The sequence below is a fragment of the Paraburkholderia fungorum genome, assembly GCF_046026025.1.
Lineage (GTDB): Bacteria > Pseudomonadota > Gammaproteobacteria > Burkholderiales > Burkholderiaceae > Paraburkholderia > Paraburkholderia fungorum_E.
Genome location: NZ_JAQQFL010000030.1, coordinates 80,356 through 100,205 on the forward strand (window position 1 = coordinate 80,356; position 19,850 = coordinate 100,205).

At 63.0% G+C, this 19,850-nt stretch carries 18 protein-coding genes; 12 read left to right on the forward strand and 6 right to left on the reverse strand.

What is annotated here, in order from left to right; all coding sequences use genetic code 11:
- Nucleotides 1-70 precede the first annotated feature (70 nt).
- Together PQR67_RS27870 and PQR67_RS27875 are read left to right on the forward strand one after the other, a co-directional pair.
- Nucleotides 71-1,273: a tyrosine-type recombinase/integrase gene (locus tag PQR67_RS27870; protein WP_408466058.1), complete on the forward strand. Its 1,203-nt coding sequence runs from the start codon at nucleotides 71-73 to the stop codon at nucleotides 1,271-1,273.
- A gap of 281 nt (nucleotides 1,274-1,554) precedes the next feature.
- Nucleotides 1,555-1,716: a hypothetical protein gene (locus PQR67_RS27875; protein ID WP_408466059.1), complete on the forward strand. Its 162-nt coding sequence runs from the start codon at nucleotides 1,555-1,557 to the stop codon at nucleotides 1,714-1,716.
- Between the two features lie 109 nt (nucleotides 1,717-1,825).
- Here PQR67_RS27875 and PQR67_RS27880 read toward each other — a convergent pair whose 3' ends face one another.
- Nucleotides 1,826-2,167: an ecotin precursor gene (locus PQR67_RS27880; protein WP_408466060.1), complete on the reverse strand. Its 342-nt coding sequence runs from the start codon at nucleotides 2,165-2,167 to the stop codon at nucleotides 1,826-1,828.
- A 261-nt stretch (nucleotides 2,168-2,428) separates the two neighbouring features.
- Between PQR67_RS27880 and PQR67_RS27885 the strand changes: the two genes are divergently transcribed.
- The 8 genes from PQR67_RS27885 (at nucleotide 2,429) to PQR67_RS27920 (ending at nucleotide 12,083) form a co-directional block, all read left to right on the forward strand.
- Nucleotides 2,429-4,060: a methyl-accepting chemotaxis protein gene (locus PQR67_RS27885; protein WP_408466061.1), complete on the forward strand. Its 1,632-nt coding sequence runs from the start codon at nucleotides 2,429-2,431 to the stop codon at nucleotides 4,058-4,060.
- Between the two features lie 74 nt (nucleotides 4,061-4,134).
- A complete protein-coding gene (locus PQR67_RS27890) occupies nucleotides 4,135-4,599 on the forward strand; it encodes a chemotaxis protein CheW (RefSeq protein WP_408466062.1) in 465 nt (154 codons plus the stop codon).
- Nucleotides 4,596-6,071, forward strand: a complete 1,476-nt coding sequence (locus tag PQR67_RS27895; RefSeq protein WP_408466063.1) for a CheR family methyltransferase — start codon at nucleotides 4,596-4,598, stop codon at nucleotides 6,069-6,071. Before PQR67_RS27890 ends, PQR67_RS27895 begins: the two co-directional genes overlap by 4 nt.
- Nucleotides 6,064-6,753: a chemotaxis protein CheW gene (locus tag PQR67_RS27900; RefSeq protein WP_408466064.1), complete on the forward strand. Its 690-nt coding sequence runs from the start codon at nucleotides 6,064-6,066 to the stop codon at nucleotides 6,751-6,753. Before PQR67_RS27895 ends, PQR67_RS27900 begins: the two co-directional genes overlap by 8 nt.
- Nucleotides 6,750-9,266: a hybrid sensor histidine kinase/response regulator gene (locus PQR67_RS27905; protein ID WP_408466065.1), complete on the forward strand. Its 2,517-nt coding sequence runs from the start codon at nucleotides 6,750-6,752 to the stop codon at nucleotides 9,264-9,266. The genes PQR67_RS27900 and PQR67_RS27905 overlap by 4 nt, the downstream gene beginning before the upstream one ends.
- Nucleotides 9,267-9,296: 30 nt before the next feature.
- Nucleotides 9,297-10,313 carry a chemotaxis response regulator protein-glutamate methylesterase gene (locus PQR67_RS27910; RefSeq protein WP_408466066.1) on the forward strand — a complete coding sequence of 339 codons (1,017 nt, stop codon included), beginning with the start codon at nucleotides 9,297-9,299 and terminating at the stop codon, nucleotides 10,311-10,313.
- Nucleotides 10,314-10,385: 72 nt separating this feature from the next.
- Nucleotides 10,386-11,495, forward strand: a complete 1,110-nt coding sequence (locus PQR67_RS27915) for a diguanylate cyclase (RefSeq protein WP_408466067.1) — start codon at nucleotides 10,386-10,388, stop codon at nucleotides 11,493-11,495.
- A 117-nt stretch (nucleotides 11,496-11,612) separates the two neighbouring features.
- Complete coding sequence (locus PQR67_RS27920; RefSeq protein ID WP_408466068.1) at nucleotides 11,613-12,083, forward strand: HIT family protein; 471 nt, start codon at nucleotides 11,613-11,615, stop codon at nucleotides 12,081-12,083.
- Nucleotides 12,084-12,257: 174 nt separating this feature from the next.
- Here the strand turns inward: PQR67_RS27920 and PQR67_RS27925 are convergent, their stop codons facing one another.
- Nucleotides 12,258-12,437: a hypothetical protein gene (locus PQR67_RS27925; RefSeq protein WP_408466069.1), complete on the reverse strand. Its 180-nt coding sequence runs from the start codon at nucleotides 12,435-12,437 to the stop codon at nucleotides 12,258-12,260.
- Nucleotides 12,438-12,724: 287 nt separating this feature from the next.
- On the opposite strand from PQR67_RS27925, the gene speG reads away from it, so the two are divergent.
- Together speG and sap1 are read left to right on the forward strand one after the other, a co-directional pair.
- A complete protein-coding gene (speG, locus tag PQR67_RS27930) occupies nucleotides 12,725-13,264 on the forward strand; it encodes a spermidine N1-acetyltransferase (protein ID WP_408466070.1) in 540 nt (179 codons plus the stop codon).
- Nucleotides 13,265-13,710: 446 nt separating this feature from the next.
- Entirely contained in the window at nucleotides 13,711-14,049 is a 339-nt protein-coding gene (gene sap1, locus PQR67_RS27935; RefSeq protein ID WP_408466071.1) for a surface attachment protein Sap1, read from the forward strand.
- A 266-nt stretch (nucleotides 14,050-14,315) separates the two neighbouring features.
- Here sap1 and PQR67_RS27940 read toward each other — a convergent pair whose 3' ends face one another.
- The 4 genes from PQR67_RS27940 to PQR67_RS27955 form a co-directional block, all read right to left on the reverse strand.
- Nucleotides 14,316-16,049: an IlvD/Edd family dehydratase gene (locus PQR67_RS27940; RefSeq protein ID WP_408466072.1), complete on the reverse strand. Its 1,734-nt coding sequence runs from the start codon at nucleotides 16,047-16,049 to the stop codon at nucleotides 14,316-14,318.
- Between the two features lie 42 nt (nucleotides 16,050-16,091).
- Complete coding sequence (araH, locus tag PQR67_RS27945) at nucleotides 16,092-17,096, reverse strand: L-arabinose ABC transporter permease AraH (protein ID WP_408466073.1); 1,005 nt, start codon at nucleotides 17,094-17,096, stop codon at nucleotides 16,092-16,094.
- Nucleotides 17,097-17,166: 70 nt separating this feature from the next.
- Nucleotides 17,167-18,717, reverse strand: a complete 1,551-nt coding sequence (gene araG, locus PQR67_RS27950; RefSeq protein WP_408466074.1) for an L-arabinose ABC transporter ATP-binding protein AraG — start codon at nucleotides 18,715-18,717, stop codon at nucleotides 17,167-17,169.
- 112 nt (nucleotides 18,718-18,829) lie between these two features.
- The gene (locus tag PQR67_RS27955; RefSeq protein ID WP_408466075.1) at nucleotides 18,830-19,834 is read right to left on the reverse strand and encodes an arabinose ABC transporter substrate-binding protein; all 1,005 of its coding nucleotides are present in this window, start codon (nucleotides 19,832-19,834) and stop codon (nucleotides 18,830-18,832) included.
- Between the last annotated feature and the right edge of the window lie 16 nt (nucleotides 19,835-19,850).

The following is a 19,850-nucleotide window of genomic DNA, read 5'->3' on the forward strand; positions in this document are numbered from 1 at the left end:
GCGAATTTCTTTGGTACACAAAGGAGGCCCGGTTTAAAATCCGCGCCGTCCCCGTATCAACCAACCCGCCATGCCAAAACTAGCCGCCCCTCTCACCGAAGCACAGATTCGCGCGCTTGAACCGCGCGCCACCCGGTATTGCGTCGCGGACGGCAACGGCCTCGTCATCGAAATCATGACCACGGGCACCAAGGTCTGGCGCTTTCGCTATTCGCTGAACGGCAAGCGCCAGCCGCTCGCCACGATTGGCGACTATCGGATGATTTCGCTGCGGGTCGCGCGCGCCAAGGCGCAGAAGTACGCGGAGATGGTGACAAACGGCGTCTCGCCCGTGGCGACAGCGAGACGCGACCGCGGCGCTGAGGACAAGGTCGAGGTACTGCGCGAGGGCGCGGATCTCTATCTCGCGACGGAGATGGTGGGCAAGTCGGCGGAATATCAGCGCACCACGCGGCGCGCGCTCGAAAAAGATGTGCTCCCCGCGATTGGCGCCAAGCCGATCAAAGCCGTAACGGACGACGACATCCGCGCGATATGCGACCAGATCAAAAGCCGTGGCTCACCCAAGATGGCGCTGCACACGCGCAACGCGGTCAAGCGGCTCTATGAGTACCTGATCGCCCGGCAACTCGCCACGGCCAATCCGGCAGCGCTCATCCCGGCACGCTTCATCGCGACGCCGGACAGCCGCACCCGCGTACTCACGCCAGACGAAATCGGCGCCATGCTCCGGGCGATCTACGCATCCAGCATCCGACGTCCGTTGAAATTGGCGCTACATCTGCTGGTGCTGACCATGGTGCGGAAATCGGACATCGTCGAGGCGGCCTGGTCCGAATTCAACCTCAACGCCGCGCGCTGGACCATCCCCGCCGCGCGGATGAACAAGGCCCGCGACCATGCTGTGTTTCTCCCGCATCAGGCGGTCGCCCTGCTGCGCGAGCTTCAGGACACAAAGACCAGCCGCAATTTCGTATTTCCGAGCGTCAGGGGCGACGATCGGCCGATCGCGAAGAGCACGCTCAATCAGGCGGTCAAATCGCTCGGACTCGACGTGGAGCATTTCGTCCTGCACGACTTTCGACGCACCGCCGCGACCCATTTGCGTGAGATGGGTCAGCCTTCGGACACCATTGAAAATGCGCTGGCGCATACGGTCAAAAACGCCCCGTGCGGAGCCGGCCACGCTGAATATGCCGCTGAGCAGCGCCGGACCTTGCAACTGTGGGCGGATTTCGTCGACACCCAGATCGAGAGCGGGCGGCAAGGCTGATCGGCTGAGTACGGCAGGCGCCAGACCGGTAGCCGCGGCTCACCGCACCATTGGCCAACGGCACACCTAATGGTACACAGCTAAACAAACCCTAGCCGAGATTCCAAAACCAGAAAAGGAAATCATCCTTTTCACTAGGTTCTCAATCGCCCTGCCCCGCGCGCGCTCTGCCCATTCGCGTCAATCCCGCCGCGTTGCCAGCCAACCCCTCACAGCGTCCTTTTTTCCCGCCGTTCATCGCCTAAACTGAAGCATGGATGAAAGCCGGGACGGAGGCTCCGATGTCTGAATCGTTGATGGCGTACTTGTTGGGACCGTTGGTGATGCTGATGGTTGGTGCGGTGATCTGGGCCGCGTCACACTATCGCCATAAGACGAAGCCCGAGCGCCTCGAGCGCTGGCTGGATACGCACTATGCGGAGTGGTTGCATCACAAGCACTGAGTAGAGACACCCGACACGACAAGGCCGTCGCATAGTGCGACGGCCTTTTTCTCTGTGGCGCGCGAGCATCGAGACTGCACGCGCCCGTTCAGTGCGTTTTTCAGTGCATTCACCAGCCCGGCTGAGGCTGCTGCGGATACCCATACTGTCCCGGCGGCGGCGCACCGCACGCGACGTACGCGCGCTGGTACTGGTCATAGCAGTATCCCGGCGGCGCCCCCGCGTACACCGGCGCGGGCTGATACACCGGTTGTGCATACACGGGTTGCGCATAGACCGGCTGCTGGTAGGCGACCACAGGCGCCGGATTCAGCACGGACGTCACCACGGCGCCCAGCACGGCGCCGCCGATCAGCGCGCCGACCACGTCGCCACCATTGCCATGAGCCGACGCCGGACCCGCCACGCTCAGGCTCCCCACCACCAACAACGCCACTGCAATCTTTTTCATGTTTCGCTCCCGCCGTTCAGGCATGGAACAGATTGTGTACGGCGCGCGCGGAAATAGATGCTGCAGTTGGTAACTGGGCATTACGGGTGTAACCCCTAGTCGGAAGACGCCACGTCGACCGCCATCCGCTCCTACGATCAATGTAAAATTCGCCGCAGACCCGTCGGACGAATCCGACGACCTGTAAAGCTTTCCGATCCTTCGACCCCGAGACTCGCAAGCCGGCATCGGCGTCGAAATCAAGCCAAAAAGTTAAGGGGCGTGCGCGTGAAACAATGGACCATCCGGCAACGGATTCTGTGCAGTTTCGGGATCGTGCTGATCGTGATGCTGACAATGGCAATCGTCACTTTCGAGCAACTCGGCGGCATCGACCACGACGCGAAGAGCCAGCAGCAGGACTCGATGCCCGGCCTCTACTACGCGACCGCCATGCGCGCGGCCTGGTTCGAGAACTACACCGTCACGCAGCGCCTCATCTATGTCGATGAGGGTCCGGATGCCGTGAAGCGCGACAGCACGCGGCTCACCGAAACACAGCAAACGCTTCAGAAGCTGCTCAGCGATTACGGCAACACCATCTTCCGTCAGGAAGACCGCGATCTCTTCAATGACTTCCGCCAGCAATACACGCAATATTTGCCGGTCCAGGCGTCGCTGATCGGCGCGCTGTCGGTTTCGAAAGAGAACGCCGCGCATATCTTCAACGAGCAGCTCACGCCGGTCTGGGAAACGGGCCGCCTCTCGGTGCGCAAGCTGGTCGAGAACAACAAAACCTATGCCGACCAGTCCGCTGAAAGCATCCGCAAGTCGGTCGAAACGACGCGTATCGTGCTGCTCGTGATGCTGCTGCTCGCCGCCATCGCCGCCATACTGGCCGGTTACTGGCTGCTGCGCGCGGTCACCACGCCAATGGCGAAGGTGTTGCAAGTTGTCGATGTCATGCGCACGGGCGACCTCACGCAACGTCTGCAACTGAATCGCGCGGACGAAATCGGCGCGCTCGAAGCGGGCTTTAACCGCATGACCGACGAGCTCACCGCGCTGGTCGGCCAGGCGCAGAAGTCGGCGGTCCAGGTGACCACCTCGGTGACGGAAATCGCCGCGACCTCGCGCGAACAGCAAGCCACCGCGAACGAAACCGCGGCGACCACCACCGAGATCGGCGCCACGTCGCGCGAAATCTTCGCGACCTCGCGCGATCTGCTGCGCACGATGAATGAAGTCTCCGAAGTGGCCGGACAATCGGCGGCGCTCGCCGGCACCGGTCACGCTGGTCTCGCCCGCATGGAAGACACCATGCGCCTCGTGATGGAAGCGGCCGGTTCGGTCAACGCGAAGCTCGCGATCCTCAACGAGAAAGCCAGCAACATCAACCAGGTCGTCGCCACCATCACCAAGGTCGCGGATCAGACTAACCTGCTCTCGCTGAACGCGGCGATCGAAGCAGAAAAAGCCGGTGAATACGGTCGCGGCTTCGCGGTCGTGGCAACCGAAATTCGCCGCCTCGCGGATCAGACCGCCGTCGCGACCTACGACATCGAACAGATGGTCAAGGAGATCCAGTCGGCGGTGGCGGCGGGCGTGATGGGCATGGACAAGTTCTCCGAAGAAGTGCGCCGCGGCATGCTCGACGTGCAGAACGTGGGCGGCCATCTCACGCAGATCATCCAGCAGGTGCAGGCGCTCGCGCCGCGCTTCTCGATGGTCAACGAAGGCATGCAGACGCAAGCCACCGGCGCCGAGCAGATTACCCAGGCGCTGACGCAGCTTTCGGAGGCCGCGCAGCAAACGGCGGAATCGCTGCGCCAGTCGACCCAGGCGATCGACGACCTGACGCATGTCGCCAATAGTCTGCGCACTGGCGTATCGCGCTTCAAGGTGGTGGCCTGACGCGCGGCAGCGCGCTCATTCAGGCACACACTGAAGCAGATCACTCCGTACGTCACTCAACCCAGCCTACGCCGATGCTCTTCATCCTCTTCACGCTCGATAGCGAACGCTACGTGATCGACGCGACGCAGGTGGAGCGTCTGATGCCGCTCACGCCGCAGTCGCCGCCGAAGACGATCCCCGGCGCGCCGTCGTGGGTCGCGGGTGTGCTCGAACATGACGGCGCACCGCTGCCGGTGATCGATCTGCCGGCGCTCGCACTCGGCCGCCCCGCCGCGCAGTTGATGTCGACCCGTGTCGTGCTGGTGCGCTATCCGCATGCGGGCACGGTGCGCCTGCTCGCGCTCCTGCTGGAAGGCGCGACGCGCACCCTGCGCCTCGACGCCGACGCGTTTCGGGATGCCGGCATCGACATGCCGCACGCGCGCTATCTGGGTCCCGTCGCGAGCGAAGCAGGCGGTCTGGTGCAATGGATTCGCGTCGAGCATCTGCTGCCCGACGACGTCAAAGCCCTGCTGTTTCCCGAGGCGCACGCATGAACGCGCATCACGACAACGCGCCGCTCTATCGACGCTTCACCGATCTGCTGCATCGAACCATCGGGCTCGATGCGGCGTCGCTCGGTCATAGCGCGATCGAACGCGCGGTCGATCAACGCGCCGCCGCCTGGTGCGCGGAAGGTCACGCCGACGCCACGCTCACCGACTACTGGGAAGCCGCGCAAGCGTCGCCCGCCATGGTGCAGGCGCTGGTCGAAACGGTGGTGGTGCCGGAGACCTGGTTCTATCGCGACGCCGACGCGTTCAAAGCGCTCGCGCGTCTCGCGCACGAACGCCTTGACGAGCGCGGCACCGCGTTGCCGCTGAGAATCCTGAGCCTGCCCTGCTCCACCGGCGAAGAGCCGTACACGATCGCGATGACGTTGCTCGACACCGGTATCGACGCGGCGCAGATGCGCATCGACGCCATGGACATCAGCGAGCGCTCGCTGGCCTTCGCGCAGCGCGCCGTCTACACCCGCAACTCGTTTCGCGGCAATGCGTTCCCGTTTCGCGACGCCCACTTCACGCGCACCGAAGACGGCTGGCGTCTCGCGCCGCGTATCGTCGACGCGGTCCGGTTTTCGCGCGCCAACCTGATGCAACTCGATGCCACCGCGCTCGGCGTCTACGACTTCGTGTTCTGTCGCAACGTGCTGATTTACTTCGACCGCGACGCACAACAAACGGCCCTGCATGCGCTCAATAACGTGCTGGCCGAAAACGGCACGCTCTTCGTCGGCCCCGCGGAAACCGGGCTGTTGATGCGTTACGGTATGCAGTCCGCAAAGATTCCGCTGGCGTTCGCGTTCCGCCGAGCCACGCCCACAGAAACGCAATTCGACGGCTGGCACACCGCGCCGCTCGCGACCGCCGCGGCACTCGCGATGACGCATTCGCCAGTGCCCGCGCTCGCGCCGCTGCAAGTGTTCTCGGCAGAGCCTTTCGCGTGGCCCGATCCGGTGGCGCGCACGCCGCTCGAGACGGGTTCGCCGCAGCCGTTCTTCAATGGTGCGGAGCCTCACGCGACACCAGCTCAAGCGATGCCGCCGCCCTTGCCGGTTAACGGTATGCCGGGCCGCACGGCCAATCCGTTGAGGCCCGCGTCGCCATCGGGCGACCTGATGCAGCCGCACGTCACCTTGCCGACCAACGCCGCTCGTGACACGCTGCAAGCCGCGCGCGAACTAGCCGATGCAGGCCGCCTGACGGAAGCCGCGAACGCGATCAACGCTTATCTGGAACAGCACGCGCCGCATGCCGATGCGTTCTACCTGCTCGGCGTGCTGGCCGACGCCGGCGGCGATACCAACCTCGCACGCGGCCAGTATCGCAAGGCGCTCTACCTCGACCCGCAGCACACCGAGGCGCTCGCGCATCTGGCGACGCTGCTCGAACTCGAAGGCGATCGCAACGGCGCGCGTCTGTTGATGGAACGCGCGTCGCGCGCGCAGGGAGCGCAACGTGGTTGAAGAGCGCACGGTGAACTTCGACGATTGCTGGAACCGCATTGGCGTACGCGGCGATTCGTCGTGCGAGCGGCTGGTCGATTACGTGCGCTGTCTGAATTGCCCCGTGTTCGAAGCAGCCGCCGCCAAATTGCTGGAGCGTCCGATTCCGCTGGTGGATCTCGCGCTGCATGACGCCGACACGCCGGCGCAACAGATGGAGCGGCGACATGATCCGCAAGGTGCAAGCGAATCGTTCCTCATTTTCCGGATTGGCCGCGAATGGCTCGCGCTGCCCACGCCGATCTTTAAACGCATCGTTCAGACGCGGCCGATTCATACGTTGCCGCATCGGCAGCATCGCGCGGTGCTGGGCGTGGTGAATGTGCAGGGCGACTTGCTGGTGTGTCTGTCGCTCGCGCATCTGCTCGGTTTCGAGGCCGACACCAGCGCGGGCAACGATCAGTCGCGCCACGATCTGCCGCGTTTGCTGGTGGTGTCGCGCGCCGAGGAGCACGCGGTGTTGCCCGTCGACCAGGTCGACGGCGTGCATCGGATCGCGCTCACCACTTTCTGCTCGCCGCCCGCGACGCTCTCGCACGCGGCCGCCGCGCATACGCGCGCCGTGGCCCCGTGGCGCGGCGTGACAGTCGGCCTGCTCGACGCCGATGCGTTGTTCAACACCTTGAACCGGAGTCTCGGATGACGGACGACCCGCGCCGCCCGTCGCTGATCGATCTCTTCCGCGAAGAAGCGCGGACCCAGGCACGCGTGCTCAACGACGGCCTGCTCGCCCTCGAGCGCACACCGCGCGATGCCGCCGCGCTCGAGGCCTGCATGCGCGCGGCGCATTCACTGAAGGGTGCGGCGCGTATCGTCGGCGTGCAGGTGGGTGTCGAACTCGCGCACGCCATGGAAGATTGCTTCGTCGCGGCGCAGGAAGGGCGCGCGTTGCTCGATGCCGCCTGGATCGACGAGTTGCTGCGCGGTGTCGATATCGTTGCACGCATCGGCAATGACGAGGACGAGTCGGCGCGTGACGCGGTGAGTGCGTGCGTGGAAGCGTTGCAAGCGCGTATGACGGGCGTCGCGCCGCATGGCGCGGCATTGCGCCGGGAAGCTGTGCCGCAGGTCGCCACGACGCCTGCCGCGGGTCCTGCCCGCGTCGGCGGATCTGCATCTGCACCCAGCGTAGCCACCAACCCGCAAACTGCATCCGCCGGCGCTGACCATGACGCTGACGCCGCATTCAACCTGCTGGCCAGCGCCCTGCGCGCCGAAGCGACACCCGCCTCAGCCGCACCGGCCAGCACGTCTGCACATGCGTCCGCGCTCGCCTCTGGCACCCCGTTCGCTTCTTCAAGCGCCTCGGCGGCCGCCACCGCAATCCCGGTCGCGCCTTCAGGCGCCTCTGGATCGTCGATCACAACCGCATCCACCCCGAACGAAGCAAGCGCCCCGACAACCGACCCCGGCCGCATGCTGCGCGTACGCGCCGACAACCTCGACCGGCTCCTCTCCTTGTCCGGCGAATCGCTGGTCGAATCGCGCTGGCTCAAACCCTTCGCGCAATCGATGCTGCGCGTCAAGCGCGTCCAACGCGATGGCTCACGCGCGCTGGATCAGTTGCACGAAACGCTCGCCGACCTGAAGCTCGACCCGCGCGCGCACGCCGCGCTCGAAGAATTGCGCCGCCTCACCGCGGAATCGCAGCATCTGCTCGCCGAGCGTCTGGCCGATCTGGAGAGCTTCGACCGCCGCTCCACGCATCTGTCGCAGCAGCTTTACGACGCCGCGCTGCAATGCCGGATGCGCCCCTTCGGCGACGGCACCGGCGGTCTCGCGCGCATGGTGCGCGACGTCGCGCGTTCGCTCGGCAAGAAAGTGCGCTGGCAACTGATCGGCGAATCGACTCAGGTGGACCGCGACATCCTCGATCTGCTCGAAGCGCCGCTCGGCCACCTGCTGCGCAACGCGATCGACCACGGTATTGAAGCGCCCGCGGTGCGCGTCGCGCACGGCAAGTCCGAAGAAGGCACGCTCACGCTCGACGCGCGTCACACTGCCGGCGCGCTGCTCATCACCGTCACCGACGACGGCGCGGGCGTCGACCTCGACGCATTGCGCGCCTCGATCGTCCGCAAGAAACTGGCGAGCGCTGAAACCGCCGCGCGTCTGTCCGAAGCCGAACTGCTCGAATTCCTCTTCCTGCCCGGCTTTTCGCTGCGCGATCAGGTCACCGAAGTGTCGGGCCGCGGCGTTGGACTCGACGCGGTGTACGACGTCGTCAAGCGCGTGCGCGGCGCGGTGCGCATCACGCACGAACCCCGCGCAGGCACGCGCGTGCAGTTGCAGTTGCCGCTCACGCTCTCGGTGATCCGCAGCCTGCTCGTCGAAGTCGCGGGCGAGCCGTACGCCGTGCCGCTCGCGCATGTGAACCGCACGCTGCACGTGAGCCGCGCCGAGATCGAATTGCTCGAAGGTCATCAGCACATTGCCTTCGACGGCCACCGCATCGGCGTCGTCACCGCGCATCAAATTCTCGACACGGCGCCGCCCGCCAATGAAGCCGAGCTCGTCAGCCTGGTTGTGATCGGTGACGGCGAAGCAACCTACGGCGTGGTGGTCGACCGTTTTCTCGGCGAGCGGATGCTGGTGGTGCAGCCGCTCGACCCGCGTCTCGGCAAGATCAGGAACATCACCGCGGGCGCGCTGATGGAAAACGGCGACCCGGTGCTGATCGCGGATGTCGACGACTGGCTGCGCTCGGTTGAAAAACTGGTGGCGGGCGGCGATCTGAAACATACGCAGCACGGCGCGGCCCTCGCTGCCCGGCGTGTCACGCGGCGCGTGCTGGTGGTCGACGATTCGCTCACCGTGCGCGAACTCGAACGCAAGCTGCTGGCCACGCGGGGCTACGACGTGACGATCGCTGTCGACGGCATGGACGGCTGGAACGCGGTGCGCAGCGAGCGCTTCGACCTCGTGATTACCGACATCGACATGCCGAGAATGGACGGCATCGAACTCGTCACGCTCATCAAGCGCGATCCGCACCTGCAGGCACTGCCGGTGATGATCGTCTCGTACAAGGATCGAGAAGAGGACCGCCGCGCCGGCCTGAACGCGGGCGCGGATTACTATCTGGCGAAAGGCAGTTTCCACGACGAAGCATTGCTCGACGCGGTGCGCGATCTGATCGGCGAAGCTTACGGTTAAATGCACAGGTAAAACGCACGGGTAAAACGGATGAAAATCGGAATCGTCAATGACTTGCCCCTCGCCGTCGAAGCGCTGCGCCGCGCACTCGCCGCGCGCCACGACTACGAGGTGTTGTGGGTCGCGCAGGACGGCCAGCAGGCCGTCGATTTCTGCACCGCGCAGCGGCCCGACATCGTGCTGATGGATCTCGTGATGCCGAACGTCGACGGCATCGAAGCCACGCGCCGCATCATGGCGAAAGCGCCGTGCGCGATCCTGATCGTGACCGTCGACGTGGGCGCGAATGCGTGGCGCGTCTACGAAGCGATGGGCGCGGGCGCGCTCGATGCGGTGGATACGCCCTCACTGAGCGGCCCGGACGCGCACAAGAGCATCGCCACCCTGATCGCGAAGATCGACCGTATCGCCGCGCTGGTCGCGGAGCGCAACGCGCCGGGCGCCACGGCGGCGGCGGAACCGAAAAGCGTGACGAGTCGCGACACCCCGCTGGTTGCGATCGGCGCCTCGGCGGGCGGCCCGGCCGCGCTCGCCACGCTGCTCGCCGGTTTGCCGAAGGATTTCCCGGCGGCCGTCGTGATCGTCCAGCACGTCGACGCGGCATTCGCCGCCGGCATGGCCGACTGGCTGAATCAGCAGTCGGCGCTGCCGGTGCGGATCGCAAGTGAAGGCGACCGGCCGCAAGCAGGCGTCGTCCTGCTCGCCGCCACCGACGATCATCTGCACCTGAAATTGCCCAACGTGCTTGGCTATACGAAGGTGCCGGCCGAAACGCCCTACCGGCCTTCCGTCGACGTTTTCTTTCACAGCGTGGTGGCACGCTGGCCGGCGCGCGCGATTGGCGTGCTGCTGACCGGCATGGGCCGCGACGGCGCGATCGGGCTCAAGGCGATGCGCACCAAGGGCTACCACACGATTGCGCAGGACGAGGCGACCTGCGCCGTGTACGGCATGCCGAAGGCGGCCGCGGCGCTCGACGCCGCCGTCGCGATTCTGCCCCTGCCCCGTATCGCCGCCGCGCTCGCCACCGCCGTCGGCACACGCTAGCGGCCCGGCAAGCGCACACTAGCCACACATTAGCCCGCTACGACTCACTGACATTCATTCTGGCTGACCAACATGGACACTTCCAAACCGCATCAGAACGCCACCGCGCCGGATCTCGCAGAACACGACGCGAACGCGCAGGGGTACGCGGAGGACGCGCCCAACAGCGCCATCGACGACGCGTTAGCACGCATCCTCGGTAGTCCTCCCGCGGCCGAATGTCCAATCATGGTGTTGCTGGTCGACGATCAGGCGATCATCGCCGAGGCGGTCCGGCAGGCGCTGGCCGACGAAGGGAGCGTCGACTTTCACTACTGTGCGTCGCCTGAAGAGGCGTTGCGCTGCGCGGAGGAAACCCGCGCGACGGTGATCCTGCAAGACCTCGTCATGCCCGGCACGGACGGCCTCACCCTCGTGCGGCAATACCGGCAGAACCCGGCAACCCGCGATATTCCGATCATCGTGCTGTCGACCAAGGAGGAGCCGCTGGTGAAGAGCGCGGCCTTCGCCGCCGGCGCGAACGACTACCTCGTGAAATTGCCGGATCGCATCGAGCTGATCGCGCGCATTCGCTATCACTCGCGCTCGTATCTGAACCTGCTGCAGCGCGACGAGGCCTATCGGGCCCTGCGCCAGTCGCAACAGCAGTTGCTCGCGACCAATCTGGAACTGCAGCGGCTCACGCATTCGGACGGCTTGACGGGTTTGTCGAATCGACGTTACCTCGATCAGTACCTGGCCGCCGAATGGCGTCGCGGCACGCGCGACAACACCGGCCTCGGTTTTCTGATGATCGATGTGGATAACTTCAAGGCCTACAACGACACCTATGGGCACGTCGCCGGCGACGAAGTGCTCAAACGCGTCGCGCAAACCATCGAATCGTGTCTGGGACGCGCGCCCGATCTCGCGGCGCGATTTGGCGGCGAAGAATTTGCGGTGGTGTTGCCGGGTGCGTCGTCGGGCGGATTGCGCCTGCTTGCTGAAAAGATCCGCCTTGCAATCGAAGGACTCGGCATTGCGCATGCCGGTTCGTCGAGCGGCGTCGTGACGATCAGCATCGGCGCGGCGGCAATCGTGCCGTCCGCCACCGAACCGGTGACGACATTGATCGAAGCCGCCGACGTCGGACTGTATCGGGCCAAACGCGATGGCAAGAATCAGGTGGCGGTGAGTAGCTGATTGCCGGCAGCCCGGTCCGGGCACAGGGACAAATACGGCGCGCTGTAACAGAGGTGGTGGACAATATCGCTGACAGCATCTCCACCTTGAACCGTACGGCAACCCAAAGGACGCGTGATGAACTACGACGACAGCAATCCCTTCGCGAAGATTCTGCGCGGCGAACTGCCCTGCATCAAAGTGGCGGAAAGCGATGCCGCGCTGGCCTTCATGGACTTGATGCCGCAAGCCGACGGCCACATGCTGGTCGTGCCGAAAGAAGCGGCGGTTGAGATTTTCGAGTTGTCGGACGCCTCGACGGTGGCCTGCATGCGCATGGCACAGAAGCTCGCGATTGCCGTTCGCGCGGCCTTGCGCCCTGACGGCGTGTTCATCGGACAGTTCAACGGCTCCGCGGCGGGGCAAACAGTGCCGCACGTGCATTTTCACGTGATCCCACGTTGGGAAGGACAGGCACTACGCATGCATGCGCGGGATGTCGCCGATGCGGCCACGCTCGAAGCCCTGGCCACGCGCATTCGCAACCACTGGCGCGCGCCTGCCGACCCCGCAAAGGCCGAGGACGACGCGACTGGTCACGCCCCGTAATATGTGTAATGGCCGGTGAAACCACCCGCGCTCGCTGTACGGCTAGACTGGCGTCTGCCTTGTACCCGCAAGGCATTGAGTGTGGATCTCTTTTTAGCCTGCCCGAAACGGCAGGCTTTTTTATTTGCGGGTCATTGGCGGGTCATTTGCCGATTGTTTGCGCGTCCAATCGCCTCAATGCCGATGCCGCGCGCGGCGCAGCGGATGCCGCCAGTCGATGCGCCGCGGTTTCGCGGGTATGGGCTGCATCTCGTGTAGATGCCGATGCTCCTGCCACAATTCGTCTGAGAAAAGAAACGCGACGATCAGTAGCGGGATGACCAGAAAGGCGCCTAGTATCAAGTGCTCGATCACGGTAGCCTCCATCGCAAGAGCATGATTTCATTGTAGAGCACGGCATGTACCCATACGGTGCCGGGCCCCTCACAAATTTGCGATAAGCGCGTGAAAAGCGGCCTGCGACAATGCGCCACCCCACCCTCGCCGAACCCGCGCGGCGCCTCACGCCTTGCAAGAACGGTCTGCGCCGCCGTCAGACGTTGTAAGAACTCCCCGCGCTGAGCCCGGACTAACAGGAAACGCGGCCCCAGTTCTCACCTCGGGCTTGCGCGCTCAAACCAATAATTCTCAAGGGGAATCCAATGACTATCGAACGCAGCAGCGAACTCACCTTGCGCCCGCTCGAGCGCACCGATCTGCGCTTCGTCCACGAAGTGAACAACAACGCAAAGATCATGCGTTACTGGTTCGAAGAGCCCTATGAAACGTTCTCTGAACTGACCCAGTTGTACGACCAGCACGTACACGATCTGCGCGAGCGCCGCTTCGTGGCGATCGACAATGCGGGTCAAACCGTTGGCGTCGTCGAATTGATCGAGCTGGACTATATCCACCGGCGCGGTGAGTTTCAGATCATCATCGCGCCGCACGCACAGGGCCGCGGCTACGCCACCGTCGCCACGCAGCTCGCGGTCGACTACGCGTTTTCGGTGCTGAACCTGCGCAAGGTCTATCTGATCGTCGATAAATCGAATACCGCTGCCATCCATGTCTATGAGAAGTGCGGTTTCCGGCACGAGGCCGAGCTCATCGAGGAGTTTTTCGGTAACGGCCGCTATCACAATGCATTACGCATGTGCATGTTCCAGTCCGAATTCTTCAAGTCCGATCAGCACGGTTGAGTGATCTCAACGCATGCCCCAGCGACGCCATGCGGCGTCGCCTGGTACACCTGGCACCGTTTATCTTCTGTACACACACCGTTATTTCGTGATTTTTGATTAGTCGGGCGAATGACTTTGTGTGCAATGCACCAAACACGCTCGCTAATTGTATTAAATCACTTAATTGGTGCTTCTCGTTTACGCCAATACGTACCGCAAAGCTTTACTGGTTAAAGCGGCGCGCCCTGCCCGTCTTTTAGTTATCCGTTTCAATCCACCCGGTTTAAGCAGTTGCACAAGGTTTAGGCAGGTGCGACAGGTGGTGCGACAATTCGCCGCTGTTGCGACCGCACACAAGATGTGCTTGTCGTTCTCTCGCGTTCTCCTAAAGTGCAAGGTGCGGGTTCGACGTTAAAGTTAAATACATAGCTAACCTGAGTATTCAGCCCGCACCGGAGGAAAATATGAAAACGCGAATCGCCCTTGTTTTCGCCATTGCGGGTTTGGCTGCCGCTTCTGTTCAAGCGCAGGACGCGATGGTCAAGCCGCTGCAAACCATTCAGTTCAAGGCCAACGCGTATGGTTGTCTGTCGAAAGATAAACTCGACGCCGCCGATCAGCATGCGCAAGCCGGCGAACAGCAAAAGATGCAGGAATTCTTCTCCGGATATCAATGCGTTTCCACACCGGAGAATTCGAGTTTCCGTGTGGTGCGCGTGGTCGGTCATGATATCGAATTCGTGAATGCCGCCAATAGTGATACGCAAGGCCTCTGGGCAAACGATCGTTTCATTAAGCAATAAGCTGAACGCCAACGCTCCGGCAAAACGCCGGACGTTGATAGGGTTTTAATCTACGCCTGCCCGCCGACTTTAAAAATGGGAGGGCGGTGAACCTGCGAGTTAAAAAATGGCTGGGCATTACGCGCCCAGCCATTTTTTATTTCCGCACGGTTTGCCCTCATGTGAAGTGTGAAGTCGAAAAAAAGCCGATGCGGGCTTTCGATCCGCATCGGCAATACGCCTTCTCGCAAAGCGCAGGGAGAAACGCCCAGCCGTTCAAACGGCGATCAATGCGAATCGCGCGGCACTGGCGCGCCGCTCGACCCGACCAGAAAGTCGAGATCCGCGCCCTGATCCGCTTGCAGCACGTGTTCGACGTAGAGCTTGTAGTAACCACGCGCGGGCGGCGCAGGCGGCTGCCACGCGGCACGGCGGCGCGCGAGCTCTTCGTCGGTGACGTCCAGATGGAGACGGCGCGCCTGCACGTCGAGTTCGATCATGTCGCCGGTTTGCACGAACGCAAGCGGCCCGCCCGCGGCCGCTTCGGGCGACACGTGCAGCACCACCGAACCATACGCGGTGCCGCTCATGCGTCCGTCGGAAATGCGCACCATATCCGTGATGCCTTTTTGCAGCACCTTCTTCGGCAGCGGCATGTTGCCGACTTCCGCAAAGCCCGGATAACCTTTCGGCCCCGCCCCCTTGAGCACCATGATGCAATGCTCGTCGATGTCGAGCGAATCGTCGTCGATCTTCGCGTGCAATTCCTCGATATTCTCAAACACCACCGCGCGGCCGCGATGCTTCAGCAACTGCGGCGTCGCGGCCGACGGCTTGATCACCGCGCCGTTCGGCGCCAGATTGCCCTTGAGCACCGCAATGCCGGCCTTCGGCTTGAACGGCTCGGCGAAGGTCGTGATGACCTTCTCGTCATGATTCGGCGCGTTGCGCACGTTGTCCCAGATCGTCTTGCCGTTCACCGTCAGCGCTTCGCGATGCAGCAGCCCTTGCTCGCCGAGTTGCTTGAGCACGGCGGGCAAACCGCCCGCGTAGTAAAAGTCTTCCATCAGGTATTCGCCCGACGGTTGCAGATTCACCAGACACGGTACGTCCGAGCCGAGCTCCCAGTCCTCCAGCGACAGCTCGACGCCGATGCGTTTGGCCAGCGCGATCAGATGCACGACCGCATTGGTCGAGCCGCCGATCGCCGCATTGGTGCGGATCGCGTTTTCGAACGCCTGGCGCGTGAGGATCTTGTCCATCGTCAGGTCCTCGCGAACCATATCGACGATGCGCCGGCCCGCCAGATGCGCGAGCACTTGCCGGCGCGCATCGACCGCCGGAATCGCCGCATTGTGCGGCAAACCCATGCCAAGCGACTCGACCATCGAGGCCATCGTCGACGCCGTCCCCATCGTCATGCAGTGGCCACGCGAGCGGTTCATGCACGACTCGGCCTCGGTGAATTCTTCCTGCGTCATCGTACCGGCGCGTACTTCCTCGGACATCTGCCAGACACCGGTTCCGGAGCCGATGTTCTTGCCACGGAACCGTCCGTTGAGCATCGGGCCACCTGAGACGGCGAGCGCCGGCAGATTGCACGACGCCGCGCCCATCAACAGCGCGGGCGTGGTCTTGTCACAGCCGACCAGCAGAATCACGCCGTCCATGGGATTGCCGCGAATCGACTCCTCGACGTCCATCGAAGCGAGGTTGCGAAACAACATCGCGGTAGGCCGCAGATTGGTCTCGCCGAGCGACATCACCGGAAACTCGAGCGGCAAACCGCCTGCTTCATGTACGCCTTTTTTCACGTACTCGGCAAGCTCGCGAAAATGCGCGTTGCAAGGCGTCAGTTCGGACCACGTATTGCAGATGCCGATCACGGGGCGTCCGTCGAATTCGTCGTGTGGAATGCCCTGGTTCTTCATCCATGAGCGATGCAGAAAACCATCGCGGTCCTTAAGACCGAACCACGCCTGGCTGCGCAGCGGCTTCTTAGTCTGGTTGGAATCAGCCATGAAATCTCCTCTTGGCAAGCATGTTGAGAGGGGGCATACCCGTCAGTGCACGCGCTTGCTGCGGCGGAACTGATCGAACAGCACCGCGAGCAGCAGAATCCCGCCGCGAATCAGGTATTGGTAGAAGGTCGGCACGTTCATCAGGCTCATTGCGTCCTGCACGGAGCCCATGATCAGCACACCGACCAACACACCGGAAATCGTTGCGACGCCGCCCGTTAGCGAAACGCCGCCGAGCACGCATGCGGAGATCACGCCGAGTTCGAGACCGACCGATGTTTTCGGGTCGCCGAGACTCATGCGCGATGCCAGCATCACGCCTGCAAAACCCGTTACGAGGCCCTGCAATACGAATACTGTGATCTTGATTCGGGTGACGGGCAAGCCCGCGAGCAATGCGGCCTCGCTATTGCCACCAACGGCCAGCACATTCTTGCCGAACACGGTTTTCTTCAGCAGAAAACCGAACAGCACGAAGCCGACAATGTTGCTCCAGATCGGATACGAAATGCCGAGAAATGCGCCACCGCCGAGGTCGAAGAAACGCTCCTCCGAAATCATCACCGCGTCGCCGTTGGACGTGATGTAGGCGAGGCCGCGCACGACCTCCATCATCGCGAGCGTGACAATCAGCGAATTGATCTTGTAGCGTGCGACCAGCACGCCGTTGACCAGCCCGACCGCGCCACCCGCGAGCACGCCGGCAGCGATGCCGAGCGTCACGCTATGCGTCGCGGTGATCAAGGTAGACGCCACCACGCCCGCGAACGCAACGATCGACGCCACCGACAGATCCACTTCGCCCAACGCGAGTACGAACATCATCGTCACGGAGATCGAGCCGATCAGCGTGACGGAAAGCAGCAAGCCCTGGATATTTCGCGAGCTTAAAAAATCCGGCACGGTGAATGACAAAGCCGCGAACAGGATGATGAACACCATCACGATGCCGGACTTGTTGATCAGGTCCCAGGTGCGTGCGGCGCGTGCGCTGAAGCCCGAGGGCGCGACGGCTGACGTAGGAGAATCGGTTGAGGGTGTGTGCATAATGTTTGTTCCGTTTTCAATGGCACGATTCGGTTCGGTTGCCATCGGTTGCCTGGTAAGTGCCGCGTTCTTAACGAGGCAGCGCGAGCTTGATCAACGCATCGGGCGTGGCCCGCGCTTTCGGCAGATCGCCGACAATGCGACCTTCCTTCATCACGATCACGCGATCCGCTACGCCGATCACTTCAGCCAGGTCGCTCGACACGACGATCACCGTGCGGCCCGCTTCGGCAAGTCCATACAGCAAACCGTAAATCTCGCTGCGCGCGCCGACGTCGATGCCGCGCGTGGGTTCGTCCATCAGGAACACGTCGATGTCTTCAGCGAGCCAGCGCGACAGAATCACCTTCTGCTGATTGCCACCAGAGAGGGTGCCGATCGGCGTGTCACCATTGCGCGTCTTGATCGAGAGCTTGCCGATGAACTCTTTGGCGATCTGCGCTTCCTTGCGGCCGTTGAGCACGTTGAAGCGGCTGAAGTGACGGCGGCAACTGATATTGAGGTTGTCGGACACGGAGGCGATCGACACGATGCCTTCCTGCTTGCGATCTTCGGGGCACAGTGCGACGCCTGCACGCACGGCATCGCGCGGCGTGGCGAAGCGCACTCGCTTGCCTTTGAGCATGATCTCGCCGGCAGCCGGTTTGACCGCGCCGTAGATGAGCTTCATCAACTCGGAACGTCCCGCGCCGACCAGTCCGAAGAAGCCGAGGATTTCGCCTTTACGAGCTCTGAACGAAGCCGGTTCGCGTAAGCCGCGGCCCATCAATTCGCTGACTTCGAGCCGGACACCGCCGAGTTCGCGTGAGCGATAGCCGTACACGTCCGCGATCGAACGGCCCACCATGCAACTGATCAGGCGATCGCGATCGAGTCCCTCGCCGGCTTCGAACGTATCGATGCGGCGGCCGTCGCGAAACACCGTCACGCGGTCGCACAGTTCGTACACTTCATCCATCCGATGCGTGACGTAGATAATCGCGCGGCCCTCGGCCTTCAGCGCGCGGATGATCCGGAATAGCTGCAGGGTTTCGCGCGACGACAACGAACTGGTTGGTTCGTCAAACGCGATCACGCGCGCATCGCGCATCAGCGCCTTGCCGATTTCGATCATCTGCCGCTGACCGATCGAGAGATTTTTCACCTGCTGCGCGGGGTCGATCTTTTCGCCGAGTCTTTCCAACTCGCGCACCGCGCGTGCGATCAGCGCCTTTTCATCAAGCAGACCGAATCGATTGGGAAGGGCACCGAGCATCAGGTTTTCCGCAACCGTCAGCTCGGGCACCAGATGCAGTTCCTGATAGATGATCGCGACACCCGCCGCGATGGCCGCCTTCGTGGTGATGAACTGTTGCTCGACGCCATCGAGCGACAACGTGCCCGCCGCCGGCTGATTCACACCGGACAGTACTTTTAGCAGCGTCGACTTGCCGGCGCCGTTCTCTCCCATCAAGCCGTGTACTTCGCCACGCCGCACATCGAGCGACACCTGGTCGAGCGCGAGCACGCCGGGAAAGCGCACGGTGATGCCGTCGAGTTGCAGATACGGGTTAGCCGACGTCAGCGTGGGTGAGGGCGCCTGCGCGGGCAGCGCTGTTTCGCCTGTGTGAGAAACCGTCATCGAAAGCCTCTTGCGGGTGAACAACCTGTACGGGCCGATTTCGCGTTAGCGTTAGCATGAGCTTTAGCCTCAACGCGAAAAACGGCCCGCAGCGTGCGGACTCGAATACCGCTTAAATGCCGAGCTCTTTACGCACGTCCAGCCAGTTGCCGCGCACCATCAGCTTGCCGGTGGTTTGCGTGTCGGCCGGCGGCTGCTTGCCGTCCTTGATCCACTCGACGAGGTTTTCCGTGCTCTCCTTGCCGTGCATCGTCGAGCTCACGGCGATCGTGCCGTAGAAGCCCGTCGGTTCCTTCTTCTGGAACTCGGCAAACGCTTCGCCCGCACCGTTGATGCCGACCCCGATCACATCGCTCGCCGGGATGTGCAGTTGTTCGGTCGCGCGAACGCCGCCCAGCACGCTTTCCTCGTTGAGCGCGAAGATCACCCACTTCTTGATGTTCGGGTGCTGAGCAAGCACCGGCGATGACGCGTTGAAGCCGCCTTCGTCATCCGTGGTCTTTTGCGGCGCGTCGAAGATGTTTTCCTTCTTGAAGCCGCCGGCCAACAAGGTTTCGGTTGCGCCGTCGGTGCGCAGCTTGGCGGTCGGCAATTCATAGTTCGTGATGCGCAACGCGCCGACTTCTTCCGGCTTCCAGCCGCGGCGTTTCATCTCTTCAGAGATCGCCGTGCCGACCTGATTGCCGATCTTGAACGCGGACATGCCCAGATGCGGCACGTTCGGCAGCGGCTTGCCCGTGGAGTCGACCAGTTGGTCGTCGACGGTGACGAACTTCATGTTGTAGCGCTTCGCACGCGCCTGAATCGCCGGTCCGAGCCGCACGTCGGGCGCGCAGATCACGAAACCTTTCGCGCCTTGCGCACCGAGGTTGTCGATCGCGGCCAGCACTTTTTCACCGTCCGGCGTGCCGATGTTGACCACCGAGAAGCCGTCCTTCTGACCGAGCGCGGTGGCGGCTTTCTGCTCGTTGATGAACCAGGCCTGTTCCGGCATCTTCACGAGGAAGCCGACTTTGAGCGGCTGATCGGCGTGCGCGGAGAATTGCGCGGCAAAGGGTGCGGCGAGAGCCGTGGCGGCGATCGCGGATAGCGTCAAACGGCGAAGCTTGCTGGTCATACTTGTCTCCTGAGGT

Excerpts from the sequence above, each read along its gene's own strand:
- PQR67_RS27870 (WP_408466058.1), top strand. The coding sequence starts at position 71 with ATGCCAAAACTAGCCGCCCCTCTCACCGAAGCACAGATTCGCGCGCTT.
- PQR67_RS27875 (WP_408466059.1), top strand. The coding sequence starts at position 1,555 with ATGTCTGAATCGTTGATGGCGTACTTGTTGGGACCGTTGGTGATGCTG.
- PQR67_RS27880 (WP_408466060.1), bottom strand. The coding sequence starts at position 2,167 with ATGAAAAAGATTGCAGTGGCGTTGTTGGTGGTGGGGAGCCTGAGCGTG.
- PQR67_RS27890 (WP_408466062.1), top strand. The coding sequence starts at position 4,135 with ATGCTCTTCATCCTCTTCACGCTCGATAGCGAACGCTACGTGATCGAC.
- PQR67_RS27895 (WP_408466063.1), top strand. The coding sequence starts at position 4,596 with ATGAACGCGCATCACGACAACGCGCCGCTCTATCGACGCTTCACCGAT.
- PQR67_RS27905 (WP_408466065.1), top strand. The coding sequence starts at position 6,750 with ATGACGGACGACCCGCGCCGCCCGTCGCTGATCGATCTCTTCCGCGAA.
- PQR67_RS27910 (WP_408466066.1), top strand. The coding sequence starts at position 9,297 with ATGAAAATCGGAATCGTCAATGACTTGCCCCTCGCCGTCGAAGCGCTG.
- PQR67_RS27915 (WP_408466067.1), top strand. The coding sequence starts at position 10,386 with ATGGACACTTCCAAACCGCATCAGAACGCCACCGCGCCGGATCTCGCA.
- PQR67_RS27920 (WP_408466068.1), top strand. The coding sequence starts at position 11,613 with ATGAACTACGACGACAGCAATCCCTTCGCGAAGATTCTGCGCGGCGAA.
- speG (WP_408466070.1), top strand. The coding sequence starts at position 12,725 with ATGACTATCGAACGCAGCAGCGAACTCACCTTGCGCCCGCTCGAGCGC.
- sap1 (WP_408466071.1), top strand. The coding sequence starts at position 13,711 with ATGAAAACGCGAATCGCCCTTGTTTTCGCCATTGCGGGTTTGGCTGCC.
- PQR67_RS27940 (WP_408466072.1), bottom strand. The coding sequence starts at position 16,049 with ATGGCTGATTCCAACCAGACTAAGAAGCCGCTGCGCAGCCAGGCGTGG.
- araH (WP_408466073.1), bottom strand. The coding sequence starts at position 17,096 with ATGCACACACCCTCAACCGATTCTCCTACGTCAGCCGTCGCGCCCTCG.
- araG (WP_408466074.1), bottom strand. The coding sequence starts at position 18,717 with ATGACGGTTTCTCACACAGGCGAAACAGCGCTGCCCGCGCAGGCGCCC.
- PQR67_RS27955 (WP_408466075.1), bottom strand. The coding sequence starts at position 19,834 with ATGACCAGCAAGCTTCGCCGTTTGACGCTATCCGCGATCGCCGCCACG.